General features: G+C 47.2%; 18 protein-coding genes and 1 tRNA gene. 17 read left to right on the forward strand and 2 right to left on the reverse strand.

All coding sequences use genetic code 11. The features are described 5' to 3' along the window. The 10 genes from NFR99_RS08355 to NFR99_RS08400 form a co-directional block, all read left to right on the forward strand. On the forward strand, positions 1-278 hold a 278-nt coding region (locus tag NFR99_RS08355; RefSeq protein ID WP_251353406.1), incomplete at its 5' end, for a PD-(D/E)XK nuclease domain-containing protein. A gap of 110 nt (positions 279-388) precedes the next feature. Further along, a tRNA-Arg gene (locus tag NFR99_RS08360) sits at positions 389-462 on the forward strand. Between the two features lie 767 nt (positions 463-1,229). After that, the gene (gene spoIIIAA, locus NFR99_RS08365; protein ID WP_251353407.1) at positions 1,230-2,177 is read left to right on the forward strand and encodes a stage III sporulation protein AA; all 948 of its coding nucleotides are present in this window, start codon (positions 1,230-1,232) and stop codon (positions 2,175-2,177) included. Continuing rightward, a complete protein-coding gene (locus NFR99_RS08370) occupies positions 2,170-2,688 on the forward strand; it encodes a stage III sporulation protein AB (protein WP_135976358.1) in 519 nt (172 codons plus the stop codon). Before spoIIIAA ends, NFR99_RS08370 begins: the two co-directional genes overlap by 8 nt. A 49-nt stretch (positions 2,689-2,737) precedes the next feature. Continuing rightward, positions 2,738-2,932: a stage III sporulation protein AC gene (spoIIIAC, locus tag NFR99_RS08375; protein ID WP_120483471.1), complete on the forward strand. Its 195-nt coding sequence runs from the start codon at positions 2,738-2,740 to the stop codon at positions 2,930-2,932. Between the two features lie 12 nt (positions 2,933-2,944). Next, positions 2,945-3,325, forward strand: coding sequence for a SpoIIIAC/SpoIIIAD family protein (locus tag NFR99_RS08380; protein ID WP_120483469.1), 381 nt, complete (start codon positions 2,945-2,947; stop codon positions 3,323-3,325). Positions 3,326-3,332: 7 nt separating this feature from the next. Further along, positions 3,333-4,469: a stage III sporulation protein AE gene (locus tag NFR99_RS08385; RefSeq protein ID WP_251353408.1), complete on the forward strand. Its 1,137-nt coding sequence runs from the start codon at positions 3,333-3,335 to the stop codon at positions 4,467-4,469. A 43-nt stretch (positions 4,470-4,512) separates the two neighbouring features. After that, the gene (locus NFR99_RS08390; RefSeq protein WP_251353409.1) at positions 4,513-5,034 is read left to right on the forward strand and encodes a stage III sporulation protein AF; all 522 of its coding nucleotides are present in this window, start codon (positions 4,513-4,515) and stop codon (positions 5,032-5,034) included. A gap of 3 nt (positions 5,035-5,037) precedes the next feature. Then, positions 5,038-5,598 carry a stage III sporulation protein AG gene (locus NFR99_RS08395; protein WP_120483463.1) on the forward strand — a complete coding sequence of 187 codons (561 nt, stop codon included), beginning with the start codon at positions 5,038-5,040 and terminating at the stop codon, positions 5,596-5,598. 11 nt (positions 5,599-5,609) lie between these two features. Continuing rightward, on the forward strand, positions 5,610-6,386 hold the full coding sequence (locus NFR99_RS08400) for a SpoIIIAH-like family protein (RefSeq protein ID WP_120483461.1): 777 nt from the start codon (positions 5,610-5,612) through the stop codon (positions 6,384-6,386). 72 nt (positions 6,387-6,458) lie between these two features. On the opposite strand, the gene NFR99_RS08405 is transcribed toward NFR99_RS08400, so the two are convergent. Next, positions 6,459-7,112, reverse strand: a complete 654-nt coding sequence (locus NFR99_RS08405) for an HAD family hydrolase (protein WP_251353410.1) — start codon at positions 7,110-7,112, stop codon at positions 6,459-6,461. 212 nt (positions 7,113-7,324) lie between these two features. On the opposite strand from NFR99_RS08405, the gene NFR99_RS08410 reads away from it, so the two are divergent. Continuing rightward, on the forward strand, positions 7,325-7,945 hold the full coding sequence (locus NFR99_RS08410; RefSeq protein WP_120483457.1) for a VTC domain-containing protein: 621 nt from the start codon (positions 7,325-7,327) through the stop codon (positions 7,943-7,945). Positions 7,946-8,013: 68 nt separating this feature from the next. On the opposite strand, the gene NFR99_RS08415 is transcribed toward NFR99_RS08410, so the two are convergent. Beyond that, on the reverse strand, positions 8,014-8,232 hold the full coding sequence (locus NFR99_RS08415) for a hypothetical protein (RefSeq protein ID WP_120483455.1): 219 nt from the start codon (positions 8,230-8,232) through the stop codon (positions 8,014-8,016). 258 nt (positions 8,233-8,490) lie between these two features. Between NFR99_RS08415 and NFR99_RS08420 the strand changes: the two genes are divergently transcribed. The 6 genes from NFR99_RS08420 to NFR99_RS08445 all read left to right on the forward strand — a co-directional run bounded on the left by NFR99_RS08420 (position 8,491) and on the right by NFR99_RS08445 (position 17,684). Continuing rightward, positions 8,491-9,810 (forward strand): citrate/2-methylcitrate synthase, encoded by a 1,320-nt coding sequence (locus tag NFR99_RS08420; protein ID WP_416388334.1) that lies wholly within the window; start codon positions 8,491-8,493, stop codon positions 9,808-9,810. Between the two features lie 138 nt (positions 9,811-9,948). Further along, positions 9,949-12,318, forward strand: a complete 2,370-nt coding sequence (locus tag NFR99_RS08425; RefSeq protein ID WP_251353411.1) for a leucine-rich repeat protein — start codon at positions 9,949-9,951, stop codon at positions 12,316-12,318. A gap of 279 nt (positions 12,319-12,597) precedes the next feature. Beyond that, positions 12,598-13,092, forward strand: a complete 495-nt coding sequence (locus NFR99_RS08430) for a MarR family winged helix-turn-helix transcriptional regulator (protein ID WP_243126600.1) — start codon at positions 12,598-12,600, stop codon at positions 13,090-13,092. Continuing rightward, on the forward strand, positions 13,086-15,251 hold the full coding sequence (locus NFR99_RS08435; RefSeq protein ID WP_251353412.1) for an ABC transporter ATP-binding protein: 2,166 nt from the start codon (positions 13,086-13,088) through the stop codon (positions 15,249-15,251). The genes NFR99_RS08430 and NFR99_RS08435 overlap by 7 nt, the downstream gene beginning before the upstream one ends. Continuing rightward, positions 15,244-17,085, forward strand: coding sequence for an ABC transporter ATP-binding protein (locus NFR99_RS08440; RefSeq protein ID WP_277613457.1), 1,842 nt, complete (start codon positions 15,244-15,246; stop codon positions 17,083-17,085). Before NFR99_RS08435 ends, NFR99_RS08440 begins: the two co-directional genes overlap by 8 nt. Continuing rightward, on the forward strand, positions 17,085-17,684 hold the full coding sequence (locus NFR99_RS08445) for a cytidylate kinase-like family protein (RefSeq protein WP_251353413.1): 600 nt from the start codon (positions 17,085-17,087) through the stop codon (positions 17,682-17,684). Before NFR99_RS08440 ends, NFR99_RS08445 begins: the two co-directional genes overlap by 1 nt. Positions 17,685-17,833: the final 149 nt, after the last annotated feature.

The following is a 17,833-nucleotide window of genomic DNA, read 5'->3' on the forward strand; positions in this document are numbered from 1 at the left end:
TGACTTCCAACAGGGAAAGCGGCTTCGGGAGATACGACGTAATGCTGGAGCCGAGGAAAAAAGAGTACGACGCTATCCTCATAGAGTTTAAAGTGCAGGATACGGAGGAGGAAAAGGAGCTTTCCGACACCGTCCAGGCGGCGCTGAGGCAGATAGAAGAAAAGGATTATGCCGCCGCGCTGCGGGCGAAAGGAATCCCGGAGGAGCGGATACGGAAGTATGGGTTTGCGTTCCGGGGGAAGGAAGTGAAGATTGGAGACAGGATGGACGAAAAATAGAAACCCGTGTCCTGGCGACTTGCAGCATTGGTAAATTGATTGTAGAAATTAAAAAAGGGGGTTTACAATTCCCGGAAAGTATGATAGAATTCTTTTTGTTGTTAGGAAGTGTGCGTTTAGCTCAGCTGGATAGAGCGTTTGGCTACGGACCAAAAGGTCGGGGGTTCGAATCCTCTAACGCACGTTAAAGGTTTTTGTTTTGAAAAGTCCTTGAAGAAGCACTCTGTAAAAGAGTGCTTCTTTGTATTGTTTCATATTTTTCCGTTTTTTTCATATTTGTTTATCCTTTTAAAAATCTGTGTCTGTAGCAATGAAAAGAAAAATACTATTCAAATTGTCTTTGGTAATTGAATCGGATGTTTGGAGTGGAAGAAATAATCTTTGGAAATTAAAAAAGCTGTTGACAAATAAAAGATAGAAAAGTATAATGAAAGAGTCAAATAATTGTGCACAAAAGATTTGGCAGAAAACGGAAGATGAAAGGGCTGCGATGAGGAGTAAGGCAAATTACATCACATCCCCGTAGGCTTTTGTTTTCGACTGTAACCCGTAAACCTCAGATTATAGAAGAAAGGAGATTCGGCACGACCATTAAAAAATCATAATTTGAGTAAGGTTATAAAGACCAGATCATGAAGTGAAATCTTAAATTCATTTACAAATATCTTATGTCGACAGGCATAAGGTTGCAAATTTACATAGGAAAAGAAAGATCCTTTAGTGAATTTTTGCATAAGCGAATATCAACTATAAATATATAAATTATGTTTTTTCATTTACAATAAGAACGGATATGCAGACAATAAGGTGTCGCATATCCGTTCTTTGCGTGTTTTAGGGAGGATTTATCCAAAAGCAGGTGTTCAGGAAGTCAGCAGAAAAATCAGATTCTTAGTATCTTAAAGTCATAAACCGCATGTCCGCACATATATTGTGTAAAGAGGTGAGGACATGAAGGAAAAGGACGAGTTCATCAAGATATTCTCAACAAATATTAGAAACATATTATCAAAAGTGAATATAGATTCCGGGAGGCTTCAGGAAATCAGGCTGCGGGCGGGGAAGCCCTTGGTGCTGTCCGCGGCCGGAAAGGAATATTTTGTCACTTTGTCAGGGAGTCTTACATCTGATTCGGAGAAAAGCTTCAGGGTGTCGAAGCGGGAGATTGAAGAAACGATGGAATATGTGGCGAATTATTCAATGTATGCATACGAAGAAGAGCTGCGCCAGGGGTTTTTGACAATCGGAGGAGGGCATCGTGTGGGAGTTGTGGGAAAAGCAGTGTCGGAGGACGGGCATATCAGGAGTATGAAATACATTTCCTGCATAAACGTGCGGATTGCCCATGAAGTCCGAGGATGTGCAGATGCGGTGATGCCGTATGTGGCAGGCAGGGGAGGCGTACGGCATACGTTGATTATTTCGCCTCCGGGATGCGGGAAAACCACGCTGCTGCGGGATATGATACGCCAGATTTCAAACGGCGGGCAGCATTGCCGGGGACGTACGGTAGGCGTGGTAGATGAACGCTCGGAGCTGGGAGGAGCTTACAGAGGGATTCCCCAAAATGACTTAGGAATGCGTACAGATTTGCTGGATTGCTGTCCGAAAGCAGAAGGAATGATGCTTTTGATACGTTCCATGGCGCCACAGGTAATCGCCGTAGATGAAATAGGAGGGGAGGAGGATATCCGTGCGGTTGAGACAGCGGTGAACTGTGGATGTAGGATTTTAGCTACAGTTCATGGAAATGGCATAGAAGATATTCAGAGAAGGCCGATGCTTGGCAGACTGGTGGAAGAGAAGATTTTTGAATGTTATATTGTCCTTCACAATTTAGGCGGCGTAGGAAAAATCCGGAACGTTTTGGACAGAAACGGGCAGGTACTGTATGTTTAAAATTGTTGGCTTATTGCTGGTGGTCTGCGGCTGTACGGCAATGGGGCTTTCTGCGGGAAACGAAATGGAACGGCGTATCCGTGAACTGCGGGAATTATTGAAGCTGCTGGAGATTTTGGAAGGGGAAATCGGATATGCGAACGCGGCGCTGGCAGAGGCGTTCCGTCATGGAGCAAGGCGCATGGCAGAACCGTTTTCTGGTTTTCTGGAGCATATGGCAGAGCATATGGACGAGTTTCGGGGGGACACGCTGGGGGAGATTTTTATGCGTCACGTGCAGGAAGATTTAAAAGGAACGGCGCTGTGCAGGAAGGATTTGGATGCGCTGACAGGATTTGGAGAACAGCTTGGGTATCTGGATGTAAAAATGCAGCTTGCGGCCATTGGGCTTTATAAGGAGCAGCTTACTCACGAATATGTCCGGGCAAGGGAGGAGTGCCGGAAAAATTCAAAATTGTACCGCTGCCTGGGGCTGATGGGAGGATTGTTTTTGGCATTAATTTTTTTCTGAATATTTCGTGAGAGGCTTAAGGCGGCCTGATATAAGGAAGGGGAAAGGCATGAGTGTAAATCTGATTTTTAAGATAGCGGCTGTGGGGATTCTTGTCTCTGTGCTCAGCCAGGTGTTAAAGCAGAGCGGGAGAGAGGAAACGGCATTCCTGACCGGGCTGGCCGGGCTTCTGGTAGTGCTTTTCTGGATACTTCCCTATATCAATCAGTTGTTTGAAAGCGTGAAAAACCTGTTTTCACTGTAAGGAGGAGAAGGTATGCTGAAAATAGCTATGTTTGGAATAGCCGGAATCCTTACGGCTCTGCTTTTAAAAGAGGTCAAGCCGGCATTTACGGTATTTATTAGTATGGCGGTCTGCCTGCTGATTTTTTTCTATGCGGTCAGTAAGCTGTCATATTTAAAGGACACACTGTCGGGGCTGAAGGAATATGTGGATTTGGGGGATTCCTATCTGGCTTCCCTGATGAAAATTATGGGTATCACATATATTTCTGACTTTTCGGCAAATCTGTGCAGGGATGCGGGATATCTGGCAATTGCAGGGCAGATAGAGTTTTTCGGGAAGATATCAATCCTGACGATTAGCACCCCCATAATCCTGGCGCTGCTGGATACGATCGCCGGATTTTTGGCATGAGGTGGGTATGAAAAGGATTGCAGTGATTTTTGGGATGGCGGTACTTCTTCTGGCGGGGACGTGGGAAGTGAAGGTTTGCGCAGCGGACGGAGGCTTGACGGAAGAATTTTTGGACGAGCTGGAGTTGGATGAAATTGATGCTTCTTTTCGGGAATTGCAGGAGAATGGCGGAGTGCGCTTTACGGATGCAGTAAAAAAGCTGATTCAGGGAGAAGTCCCGATGACCGGGGAGGGCGTCCGGCAGCTTTTGAAGGACACGCTGTTATCCCAGGTGGACGGGAATCGCCGGACGGCAGTGCGGATCATGCTTCTGCTTACGATAGCAGGGGTGTTTACAAATTTTATAAGTGTATTTGAAAAGAGCCAGGCGGCGTCTGCCGGTTTTTATATGATGTATCTCTGCTTGTTTACGCTGCTGATGCAGGTCTTTCAGATGATGCAGCAGATAACCATGGATGCGCTGGATCGCGTGATTACTTTTATGGAGCTTTTAATGCCTTCTTACTTTCTGGCATCCGTGTTTGCTTCAGGATCTGTGGCGGGAGCCGGATTCTATGAGGTAACGCTTGGCGTAATCCTGATTATCCAGTGGATTTTGAAATACGCAGTTATGCCGGCAGTAAATCTGTACGTGCTGTTTTGTATGGTAAATCATCTTACGAAAGAAGACTATCTGTCAAAACTGGCGGAAATTCTGAAAACATTTGTGGAATGGATGTTAAAGACACTCATGGCAGCCGCGCTTGGATTTCAGACTATACAGCGTTTGATCCTTCCGGCTGTAGATTCCCTGAAAACAGCCGTGCTTACGAAAACAGCCGGAGCGGTACCGGGGATTGGAAATGTATTTAGTGGAGTGACAGAGGTAGTTCTGGGTTCGGCAGTGCTGATTAAAAATGCGGTGGGGGCAGCAGGAATGATTTTTCTGGCGCTGCTGTGTCTGGTGCCGCTTTTGAAACTGGGTTTTGGAGCGGTATTTTACCGGCTGCTGGCGGCAATTGCACAGCCGGTTTCGGACAGGCGTATGGTAGACTGTGTGGGCAGTGTAGGAGAAGGGCTGGGACTGCTGATGAAAGTACTGTTGATGGTAGGCGCGTTGTTCTTTATTTCCATCGCTATGGCGGCGGCATCAATTGGCAGCTGAATAGTATCTTTTAGGCTGAAAAAAGGGAATCGGGAGGTGAAAAATGGAAGCGGTTTACGGCTGGATTCGAAATATCGTGTGTTATCTTTGTCTGTTTAATATTTTTCTGCAGGCGCTTCCGGGGGAGAACTTTAAAAAATATGTCCGCTTTTTCGGAGGGCTGCTGCTTATCGTGATGGTTCTGGGACCTTTGGCGGATATGGCGAACCTGTCGGAAAGCTTTGAGCAGGCATGGAGGCTGGGAAGCCTGAGGGAACAGGCAGAGGATATGCGCATCACAGGGCAGGGCATCGAAGAGCTGCGTGAGGATAAAATCAATGAAGCGTATCGGAAAGAGCTGAAAAGGCAGGTGGAGGATGTAGTGCGGGCGTACGGGATGGAACCAGTGAAGGTTGAGCTGCAGTTTTCAGAGAATGCAGAGGGAATCCGGGGAATTTCCGGGGCAGATCTGCAAATTTCCGGGGAGGAGGAAGATTTTGAAAAAAAAGCCTCGGATATAAAAAATGAGCTTCTGGAAGTCTATCATATTTCAGCAGGACATATAAATATCAGTATACAGGAGTAGCTTATGGAAAAGGGAATCGGGAATCTCCGGCAAAAACTAAAGCATATAGATAAGAGTCAATGGCTGATTCTGGTGCTGACGGGAATCCTGCTTCTGGTCATAGCAATGCCTGTGCCCGGGAAAGAGGAGACAGAAACCGCAGATGCCCTGCAGACAGAATCCCGGCAAAAGGAGGGGGTGGACGCGCTGGAGGAGCGGTTGGAAACTGCCCTGGGGCATGTGGCGGGAGTAGGGAAAGTCAAAGTCATGATTATGAGAAAATCCAGCGGAGAAAAAATTGTGGAGAAAGATACGCCCGTGACAGATAGAAGCACTACAGAGGAGGGCGATGATGGAAACAGGAGTTCCGTGGAAAAAGTTCAGGAAGAGTCCACGGTGTACACACAAGATGGAAACGGAGGCCGGGTGCCCTATGTAATAGAAGAAATGGAGCCGCAGATACAGGGAATCCTTGTAGTGGCGGAGGGCGGAGATAATTCTCAGGTAGTTCAGAATATTACAGAGGCAGTTATGGCATTATTCGGAGTGGAAGCGCATAAAATCAAAGTAATGAAGATGAATTAGGAGGGGGAAACGTGAAAAAAATCTTTAAGAAAAATCAAATCATCATCACAGCACTGGCAGTTATGATTGCCGTAGCAGGTTACCTGAATTACTCAGGTTCAAAACTGGGGACGGAGGTGTCCGGTACGGCGGCTGACGAGAACAGTGTGAAGAAGGAGACGGAACTGTCTACGGAAACCGGGAATGACAGCGCCCTGATTGACATTGACAGCCTGGATATGGACTTTACGGATGACAGTTTCAGTATGGAAGACGCGGCAGCGGCAGAAAATGCGGCGGCGGCACAGAATGCTTCTGCAGCCACAGACGGTACGGCGGCAGATTTGTCGGCAGACGGCTCTGCAGAAGGACAGATAACTGATACGCCGGGTGAGGCGGTACTTACCAGCGTTCCGGGAAGTTCCGGGTTTGCGGCCGAGGCCAGGCTCTCGAGAGAACAGGTCCGTGCAAAAAACAAAGAAACGCTGCTGGAAATCATCAATAATGTAAACATAGCAGAAGAACAGAAGCAGGATGCCTTAAACAGTATGAATCAGATGACAGAAATCGCTGAAAAGGAAGCGGCGGCAGAGCTGTTGTTGGAATCTAAAGGTTTTGCGGATGCAGTGGTAAGTATTACAGACGGTACTGTAGATGTGGTTATCAGCCAGGTGGGTGTGACAGATGCACAGAGAGCCCAGATTGAGGATATCGTTAAGAGAAAGACGGAAATTTCTGGCGAAAATATCGTTATTACACCGATGGCCTCCCAGGAAGAGACGAGCGGCGAAACGAACGCAGAAAAATAACATAGGAACTGGAAACGGGCGGCCGGTCATGGCGTTTCAGCTATGGCCGGCTGCTTTGGCATACGCCGTGTATCAACAGGCATCCGGAGGAGCCAGCAGGCGTTCAAGCTGTGCAGAAGCACTTGGATAGTTTTCGAATAAGATAGTATGCAGACAGAACTCTTTGGCAGCTTCCAGATTTGGCATGGAATCATCAATGAAAACAGCGTTTTCCGGGTTAATCTGGAAACGGGTGAGCAGCGCCTGGTATATCTCCGGCTCCGGTTTGATATGTTTTATGTCACAGGACATCAGCCCGCCGTCACACAGGGGGATAAAAGCCAGGGCATCCGGGTTTTTCCGTCGGGTGGTTTCTGCATAATTAGAGAGATAGTAAATATGGAAGCCACGCTTTTTCAGGGATGTAATCCAGGGGACGGCGTGAGAGAGCAGGGAAAGGCTGGAAGGAAAATTATCAAAGACCAGCCGGATTTCTTTTTCGTATCCGGGTGCTGCCAGGCAAAGACGGGTGAGAATTTCCTCATCGGGAAGCGCGCTCCTGTCATATTCAGGCCAGGCAGAGTTTAAAAATACGGCCCGCCCTAAGATATCTGCGGTTTCTTTTGGAAAATGGAAACTGGCGATATATTCCTGCCAGTCAAATTTGACAAGTACCCGTCCGATGTCAAAGATAATCGTGTCAATCATGGGAATCTCCTTTGCAATCACATTTTTTTTAGTATACATGGGGAGAAGGCGCCCTGTCAATTCAGGGAATGGAAATCTTGTCAATGCTGCAAAGTGCAATTTAAGAAAGTTTTCAGAAGTTTGTCACCCGATATTCATAAATGGGGGATATACTGTCGCTGTAAAATGAAATTCCAATATATGCATAAGTTGAGGGGGAAAAGCATATATGGCAGTTAGTATGGATGTACAGAAGGAAATGGGGGTATCACATGAAATACACAACTTATTATGAGGAAAGAAATACCATTACGGTAGGAAGATATCAGCAGCTGAAACAGAGGATGCTGGATGAAGGACAATCATATCAGACAGAAAGAATCACATTGCGTAAACTGAAATTCATCGGAAATGAGTCACAGGATTCACAGGCAGACTATTCTCTGTGCATGAAGAACGGCGATGAAGAGCAGGTTTACCTGGAGAAAAAATACATACAGAACGGGATGTACTTTAAAAGCATCCTGAAGATTTCAGGGGAAGAGTGCCGGAGGATACTGGATGGGGATTTGGAATGGATGAAAGGGCATAAGAAGAGTCTGCTGGCAGATTTTTACCGCCAGATTACACTGAATCACCTCAGCCCGGGATATCTGACAGATTATGACCGGGAGATTAATTATTCAAAGAAAGGACACCGCATTATTTTCTGCAAGAAAATCAACCGTGGAGTGGGAATTACAAATCGTCTGTTTGAAGAACCGAAGAGAGTGATACCGTGCCTGGATGAAGGGAAAATGCTTGTGACTTATCAGAGAGATGTGAAGCTGCCGAAAATTTTCAGCAAGCTGTTCAACAGCCAGGAGGAGCAGCCCCAGGAGGCGCTTTCTTAAATGCAACTAGGAATATGCTATAGAGAGAAAAGGAGGCACTTGAGGGTGTCTCCTTTTCTTATGCTGTTTTATTCCTCCGGCGGCTGTATCTTGTTTCGGTTTAAAACCCGGTACATCAGTACATAGCCATAGAGGAACACAGGAACGATAATGGTACATGCAATGGAGGCCATCAGCATGTCAGAAGCATTTTCGTGTTTCATCAGGGCGAACACGAGGGTAGACAGGTACATTCCGGCCAGGATAATAATTCCGATTATCGCAAGGATACGTTTTGTTTTTTTCATGAAATACCTCCTGGTTTTCTTTTGGATTTTAGTATAATCTCTTCTGCGGGAAAAAGCAATATAACTTTTTTCCTAAAAAGTTCATAATTTGTTTATTGTTTCTGGAAAGTGATTCATGTATAATTTACAGACATATGGTTAAAAAATAGACAATCGGAATGATTGGAATGTGAAATGGTTACTGTAGTCCGGCCAATCAAAGAAAGGTATGGTAGATGTATTATGAGACATAAAGAATATTTAGAGCACATAGGGGAGATGGCCCGCACCTGCGTAGATAACGGAAAGATTGACCTGGAGTTGTATGGAAAATATGACGTCCAGCGGGGGCTTCGTGATAAGAACGGAAACGGCGTGCTGGCCGGTCTTACAAAGGTATCGAAAATTGAAGCATTTGAAGTGGTGGATGGGCAGAAGAAGCCATGTGACGGACGTCTCTACTACCGGGGATACAGCATTCAGGATTTAATCCGGGGAGAAGTCGAGGGACACAGGTATGGATTTGAAGAAGTGGCATATCTTTTGCTTTTCAGTAAGCTTCCCAGTGAGGAAGAGTTAAAAGAATTCCGAAAGGCTCTCGCTTACTGCAGGAAACTGCCTACGAATTTTACCAGGGACGTAATCATGAAAGCGCCAAGCCGCGACATCATGAATTCCCTGTCAAAATGTATCCTGACGCTGGCGTCCTATGACCCGCAGGCGGCGGATATTTCAATTGAAAATGTGCTTCGCCAGTGTATGATGCTGATTAGCACCATGCCGATGCTGGCGGTTTACAGCTACCATGCGTATAATCATTATGAGCGTGATGAAAGCATGTATATTCATCGTCCGGATCCAAAGCTGTCTACAGCAGAGAATTTCCTGCGTATGCTCAGGCCGGATATGAAGTATACAGAGGTGGAGGCGCATGTACTGGATATGGCTCTGATTCTCCATATGGAACATGGCGGCGGTAATAACTCTACATTTACTACCCATGTGGTAACCTCCTCCGGAACGGATACTTATGCGGCTATCGCATCTGCGCTTTCTTCATTGAAAGGACCGAAGCATGGCGGCGCGAATATCAAGGTCGTGGAGATGATTCAGGATTTGAAGAAAAATGTCAAAGATACCACAGATGAAGCCCAGGTGGAGGAATACTTAAAGAAATTGCTTCATAAAGAAGCTTTTGATAAAAAAGGCCTGATTTACGGTATGGGACATGCAATCTATTCTGCGTCCGACCCGAGGGCGGAGGTATTTAAGACATTTGTCAAAGAGCTTTCAGAAGAAAAGCACAGGGAAAAAGACTTTGCACTTTATTCTATGATTGAGCGCTTAGGGCCGAAGGTCATCATGGAGGAGAGGAAAATCTATAAAGGAGTCAGCGCGAATGTGGATTTCTACAGTGGATTTGTTTACAGTATGCTGGATATACCGGAAGAACTGTTTACGCCGATGTTTGCAATTGCCAGAATTGTAGGATGGAGCGCGCACCGCATTGAGGAGTTGATAAATGTGGACAAAATCATTCGTCCTGCCTATAAGAGCGTGATGGATGAGGCAGAGTATGTACCGATGGAAGAGCGTTAGAGAGATATAGATAAGAGAGCTGCTGAGCCGGCTCTCTTATTTTGCCGAAATATATAATTGTTACACACATTTCCCTCACACTACAATGATATGATACAATTAATTAACAAATATGTAACAAAACGTAAGGAGGTATTTATGACTGGACAAAAGAGACATGTAACTCGTATAGTGTTTACGTTTTTGATGATGTTCGCAGTCGCATCTCATTCAGCGTACAAGGCGGAGGCGCAAGCGGCATTTCCGGAGGCGGTGCAGCATCAGACGCAGGTGCCGGAGGGATATACGGCAATCACTACGGCGGCAGAACTGAAAAAGCTGGTAACAGGAGAAACTGTGAAGCCGGAAACACCGGATACGGATGAAAAAGAAACGGAAAGCGAAACAGAGTCCGAGAGCGAGTCAACTACGGAAAGCGAGTCAGAGTCCGAAAGTGAGCCGGAGACTGAGGAGCAGACAGAACCGGAAGTAGAGGGCGGAGCAGTGAGCAGGACAGCGGCGCTGCCGGCACCGGATGGCACAGGGAAATATATTTTAATGAATGATATTGATTTATCAGGGGAGGCTTCCTGGAGCAGTATCGCAGAATTTTCCGGTATCCTGGATGGGAACGGATATGCGATAAAAGGACTTAAGGTTCCGCTCATCGAACGTATGGCAGGAGGAACTATACGGAATCTGGCGCTGGTAGATGTGAATATCCGGGCCGCAGGAAATGGAGGAGCGCTTGCAGTTACTTTGGATGCCCAGGGAACGGCAGCGTGCGAGATTCATAATGTATATGTGACAGGTACTGTGGCGGGCGCAGGTGTAGTTGGGGGCATTGCCGGAAGGGATATATCCGGCAAAAATATGGTAAGCAGTGCAGTGAACTATGCAGCAGTAAGCTCAAGTGCAGGAACTGCCGGAGGGGTTATTGGTGAAAATGGAGCAGGAGCTGCTTCTTCTTATACAAAATGTGCAAATTATGGCACAGTCAGCAGCAATAGCGTCGCCGGGGGAATTGTCGGAAGCGCATACAGCCTGAATGGGCAGATGGGAATGAGTACCTGCACGAATACAGGAAATATCACAGGAGTGAATGGTGTCGGCGGTATTATTGGATATCTGCGGTGTGACAGTACCACAGCAGGCGCGGGGGTTGATATTGCAGGCATGGCGAATTCCGGTACGGTGAAGGGAACAAGCCGGATAGGCGGTGTAGCCGGTTATATATATCTGCAGGATTCTGTAAGCGCATATGATGCCAAAATAGCACTGACACAGAGCTATAATGCAGGATTGATTGATTCTATCAGCAGTTATTCAGGAGGACTGGCGGGACATATTCAAGTTCCGGGGACGGCCAGTGCATCCCAGGCAGTGAAGGTTGAAAATTGCTATAATCTTGGGCGCATGAAGGACGGCGGAAATATCGCAGGAGAAATAACAAGCGTGTCTGGAAATGTCCTCATTAGCAAATGCTTTGGCGCCCAGATATATGGAAGCGCTACAAAAGGAATCATTGACAAAGCGTCCAACGGGGAAGGAACAGGCTACTGCACGCTTTCAGACTGTTATTATTTCAGCGCGACAGGGGAGTATGCGTTTGTATCAGACAGTCGTGTTTCAGGGACGGCGACCGCTTTAAGTGCAGCACAGGCAAAGACGGCAGCCAGCTTTAAAAACTTTGATTTTACCGGAGTGTGGGCAATCAATGCGGCACAGAATGACGGGTATCCGTATCTGAAAGGGCTTTCTTTGATGAAAGCGAGCTTTACCGCCCCGGCAAAAGGAACTGTGCTGACAGACAGCAAGACAGAGGGGATTTATAAGGTAACGGCGGCAGGGCTGAAGGTTTCTTATCAGGGGACGGTAAACACGTCTGCCGCGACAGTTACGATGCCTTCCGAGGTAGAGATAGATGGCTATAGATACGAAGTAACGGCTATTGCAGTTAAGGCGTTTTATAAAAACAGCAACTTGACGAAAGTTACAGTACCGCAAACCGTGACGGTGATTAACAGAGCGGCATTTTATGGGTGTTCAAAGCTGAAAAAAGTCAGCGGATGCAAAGGCGTGGTGAAAATCTATAAGAATGCCTTCCGCGACTGTACGAAGCTTGTGACTCTTGGGGGTACGACGAACAGGATTACGCTTCCATCGGCAGAGTTTGTCGGACAGGGGGTATTCATGAGATGCCGGGCAATTAAGAGCGTGCTGCTTTCGTCGGCAGAGCTGACAACGATTGGTACAGGGGCGTTCCGTTACTGTTCAAATTTGACGAAAATGAGTATTTCCTCACCGGACTTATCGCATATCGGAAAGCTGGCGTTTTATAAAACGCCGAAGCTGAAAACATTTATCGTGAAATCCAGCAAGCTGACGACAGGGAATGTAGGAAAGAAAGTATTTTCAGGTATAAAAGCAACGGCGACGTTCAGCGTACCGTCCTCAAAAGTATCTTCTTATAAGAGTCTGTTCCGGAGTAAGGGAGCGGGCAGCAAGATTACTGTAAAGGCAGTGTAATATCATTAGATATCTATAAAGACAGGACCGGAAATGGTGCAGGCCATTTCCGGTTCTGTCTTTATAAGGAATTGTTATAGAAATCATTTGTGAGGTCAAAGTTATTCGGATAGTTTTTTATACCAGGATGGGCCTATGGGAGAATATAAAAATTAGATATTTAACGAATATTTTGGTAAAAACTTTATAAAATAAGTATTAAAAAGGAAAAATAAGGTTGAAATCTTGTGGAAATGGACGTAATATAAGTTAGCCGATTAATTAAAGTGAGGTGATGTTATGAAGGATGGCAGGTTTTGCGGAATATGCGGCGACAATCTCCAGGCTCTGCTTTTAAAGGCTTCTCATATGTATTTTGCAATGAATTATGAGCAGCTTACGGCAAAAGGGATGCATCCGGGGCAGATGCCGATGCTGAATCTTCTTGCAAGACGGGGAGGAATGAGCCAGAGGGAAATCGCCAGAGAACTTCATGTAAAGCCGCCCAGTGTGGCGGTATCTATCCGGCGTCTGGAGAATGCGGGCCTGGTGGTACGCGCCGCGGACGGAAAGGATCAGCGTATAAGCAGGATTTCGCTGAGCCCGAAAGGGGAAAAGATGCTGGAAGACATACAGGGAATCTTTGAGCAGAATGACAAACTTTTGTTTCGCGGATTTAATGAGACAGAAGAATGCCTGCTAAGGCGTTTCCTGATACAGATTATAGAAAATATGGCAGATGTCCAGAGCGGACAGATTGGCATGGAAATGGAGGGAATAAAGGATAAATGCTGAAAATGTTTCGATATGTGAAGGATAAATGGTACTATATTGTGCTGATTATCGCTTTGCTGTTCCTACAGGCAAGCTGTGATTTGGCGCTGCCCGATTACACATCAAAAATCGTTAATGTAGGAATCCAGCAGAAAGGGATAGAGGACGGAGTGCCGGATGAAATCCGGAAAAGTTCTATGGAGAGGCTGTTTCTTTTTATGGACAGCGAAGAGCGGGCGTATGTAGAGGAAAGCTACACGCTGGAATCCGGAATTTATGTGCGGAATAAGACGGATGCAGAACGCAGGGAGAGGTTAAATCAGATATTCGGTGTCCCGATGCTGGCTGTTTCCGGATTGTCCGGGGAGAGCGAAGAGGCGGCAGATGCCAGGACGCAGATGGGGCTTTCGGAAGACGCAGATATGTTTGAAGCTCTGGGAAAGATGCCGGAGGAGCAGCGGCAGCAGATGCTTGCCGAGCAGGCAGATAAGTTTGAAGAAATGCCGGAATCCATTGTTACGCAATCGGCAGTAGGCTATCTGCAGAATGAGTACGCACAGATGGGCAGGGATTTGGATAAAATGCAGACGGATTATCTGGTGATGTCAGGGTTGAAGATGCTTGGAATGGCGCTTCTCATCATGCTTGCAGCAGTTACGGTCACATTTCTATCCAGCCGTGTGGCATCTTATATGGGAAGGAACCTGAGAAATCAGGTATACCGGAAAGTGATTTCTTTCTCAGGGGCGGAGCTGAACAAATTTTCCACGGCATCTTTGATTACCCGGAGCACGAATGATATCCAGCAGATTCAGATGCTGGCGACTATGATTTTCCGAATCGTGCTCTATGCGCCGATCCTTGGCGTGGGCGGCGTGATAAAGGTATTTCAGACAGATATGTCGATGACCTGGATATTGGCCCTGGCGGTGGGACTGATTCTGTTGGTGGTAGCGGTGCTCTTTGGCGTGGCGATGCCGAAATTTACCCTTCTGCAGAACCTGATTGATAAGCTGAATCTGGTGACAAGGGAGACGCTGACCGGAATCATGGTAATCCGGGCTTTCAGTACGGAAAAGCATGAAGAGGAGCGTTTTGAGGAGGCGAACCGGAGACTTACAAAGACAAACCTGTTTGTAAACCGTGTCATGACATTTATGATGCCGTTGATGATGTTAATTATGAATGGAATCAGTGTGCTGATTGTATACAATGGTGCGTATGCGGTTGACAGCGGGACGATGCAGGTAGGAAATATGATGGCGTTCATCCAGTATGCGATGCAGATTATTATGTCATTCTTGATGATAACGATGATGTCTATTATGATTCCAAGGGCAAATGTGTCTGCGAAGCGTATTGATGAAATACTGCGTACAGAGGTATCTATCCATGACCCGGAGACCGCGAAGCACGGAGATGCAGATGTGAAAGGGCTGGTAGAGTTTGAACACGTAAGCTTTGCGTACCCTGGAGCAGAAGAGAACGTTTTAAACGACATATCTTTTACGGCCGGGAAAGGGCAGACTGTGGCGTTTATCGGCAGTACAGGAAGTGGAAAGAGCACACTGGTGAATTTGATTCCGCGGCTTTTTGACGTGACAGAAGGTTCCATCCGGGTAGATGGAGTGGATGTGCGGGAAATGGAATTGAAGGATTTGCGCGGGAAGCTGGGATATGTACCGCAGAAGGGGGTTCTCTTTTCGGGAACGATTGACTCAAATCTGCGTTACGGGCGTACAGATGCGACAGAAGAACAGATAAAGCGTGCGGCAGAGATTGCACAGGCATGGGAGTTTATCAGTGAAAAGCCGGAAGGTGTGGATTCTCCGATTGCCCAGGGCGGCACAAATGTGTCGGGCGGGCAGAAGCAGAGGCTTTCTATCGCCAGAGCGGTTGCGAAAGAACCGGAGATTTATATTTTTGACGACAGTTTTTCCGCGCTGGATTACAAAACGGACGTAGTGCTGCGGCGGGCTTTGAAGCAGGAGACGCAGGATGCAACGACCCTGATTGTAGCGCAGCGTATCAGCACCATCCTCCATGCGGACAATATCATCGTGCTCGATAACGGATGTGTGGCGGGACAGGGAACTCACAAAGAATTGATGCAGACATGCGATGTATACAGGCAGATTGCCATGTCTCAGCTGTCAGAGGAGGAATTGGCCAATGAGTGATAGTGGAAGAAGGGTAAGAGGCCCTATGGGGCATGGCGGCCGGATGGCCGGAGAAAAGGCGAAAGACTTTAAAGGCTCGATGGGAAAGCTGCTGCGCTATATGAGCCGGTATAAAATCAGGTTGTTTGGGGTTATCCTTTTTGCCGTGGGCGGGACGGTCTTTAATATTGTAGGGCCGAAAATCCTGGGAAGGGCGACGACGGAGCTGTTTAACGGGCTGGTGGCAAAGATTCAGGGGGCTGGCGGGATTAATTTCGGGAAGATTGGGGAAATCCTGCTGATGGCTATGGGGTTGTATGCAGTGAGCGCGCTGTTCAGTTTTATCCAGGGAATTATCATGACAGGAGTTTCCAATGATATGACCTATAGCCTGCGGCGGGACATCTCCAGGAAAATCAACAGGATTCCGCTGGATTATTATGAAAGCCGGACGCATGGAGAAGTGCTTTCGCGGGTGACGAATGATGTGGATACGCTGCAGCAGAGCCTGAACCAGAGTTTGACACAGCTGGTTACTTCTGTAACGACGCTGATCGGCGTGCTGGTGATGATGCTTTCTATTAATGTATGGATGACGCTGGCGGCGCTGTTAATCCTCCCTATTTCTATGGGAATTATCGGGACAGTGATGAAACATTCCCAGAAATATTTCAAGGATCAGCAGAGATATCTGGGTGAAGTGAATGGGCAGGTAGAAGAAGTCTACAGCGGCCACAATGTAGTGAAGGTATTTAATAAAGAGGAGGACGTAGTCAGGGTCTTTGAGGAAACGAACAATCATCTCTACGAATCTGGCTGGAAGTCCCAGTTCTTCTCGGGAATTATGATGCCGGTGATGCAGTTTGTCGGAAACATCGGTTATGTGATGGTGGCAATTCTGGGCGGTTATATGACGATTCGGGGAGCGATTGAAGTAGGAGATATCCAGTCCTTTTTCCAGTATATCCGAAACTTTACGCAGCCGATTCAGCAGATTGCCCAGGTGACGAACATGCTCCAGTCCTCCGCGGCAGCTTCTGAGCGTGTGTTTGAGTTCCTGGAGGAAAAGGAAGAGCAGCAGGAGACGGTACGTGAAATGGATGTTGAGACATCCCAGGGTGCGGTGAGCTTCGAGCATGTGGCGTTTGGGTATCAGCCGGATAAGATTATCATTCATGATTTTTCGTCTGAGGTGGGCGCAGGACAGACGGTGGCGATAGTAGGGCCTACCGGTGCAGGAAAAACGACGATGGTGAAGCTGCTGATGCGTTTCTATGATGTAAATTCCGGGTGTATCCGGGTGGATGGGCACAACATTAAGGAATACGATAGAAGCGAGCTGCGGAAACTGTTTGGCATGGTGCTCCAGGATACCTGGCTTTTTCATGGCACGATTATGGAAAATATCCGCTATGGGCGGCTGGACGCTACCGACGAGGAGGTTATCGCAGCGGCGAAAGCGGCGCACGCTCATAGGTTTATCATGGCGCAGCCCGGCGGTTACCAGATGGTGCTGAATGAGGAGACGAGCAACATTTCTCAGGGGCAGAAGCAGCTTTTGACTATTGCCCGGGCTATCCTGGCGGATAATAAGATATTGATTCTTGACGAGGCAACATCTTCGGTCGATACCAGGACTGAAATACAGATTCAGAAGGCTATGAATAACCTGATGAAAGGCAGAACCAGTTTCGTGATTGCCCACAGGCTGTCCACGATTAAAGACTCGGATTTGATTCTGGTTATGAAAGATGGAGATATCATTGAGCAGGGAACCCATGAAGAGCTGCTGGCTCAGAATGGCTTCTATGAAAACCTGTACAACAGTCAGTTTGAGAAAGCGGAGGCGGTGTGATGTATAAGATTATTGCGATAGAAAGAGAGTATGCCAGCGGAGGAAGTGAAATCGGAGAACGGCTGGCAGCGAAATTAGGGATTCCCTGTTATGGAAGGGAAATCCTGGAGAGGGCGGCGCAGGCACGGGGAACTACGCCGGAACAGATTGTGCATATGGAGGAGGCGACGACAGGGAGCTTCCTCTATACCATCGCCCTGGCAGCGAAGCTGGCGGCAGGAGAGAGCTGCGGGCTGAGCGAAGAAAACCAGCTTTATCTGGAAGAAGCCAAAATTATATGGAATTTAGCAAATCAGGGAAGCTGCGTCATCGTGGGGCGGTGTGCCGGATGGGTGCTGAAAGAGCGGAAAGATGTGCTGAAAGTTTACATCCATGCCGATAGAGATTTTCGTACAAAGCGCGCAGTGACCATTTATCACGATGCCAAAGAGCATGTAGATGGGATACTGCGCCGATGCGACAAACGCCGGGGGAATTTCTACAGCGCGAATACCGGAAAAAAGTGGGATGACAAATCAGAGTATCATTTGATGCTCGACAGCGGAAAGCTGGGGATAGAAGGGTGCGTGGAGGTTATAGGGGCTGCGTGCCAGGGGTAACGATTTAATGTTTTCATTGCGGTTCGTCGGGGAGTGGACACAGTTTTGATAAAAAAGGCTTGTCATATGGTTTTCAAAACTATATAATGTGATGTATCGGAGGAAAGTTTTGCTTTTCAGACGTATGGGCGCCGGATTGGGCTATGTGG

This window comes from Hominisplanchenecus murintestinalis (genome assembly GCF_943193015.1).
In the GTDB taxonomy this organism is placed as follows: domain Bacteria; phylum Bacillota; class Clostridia; order Lachnospirales; family Lachnospiraceae; genus Hominisplanchenecus_A; species Hominisplanchenecus_A murintestinalis.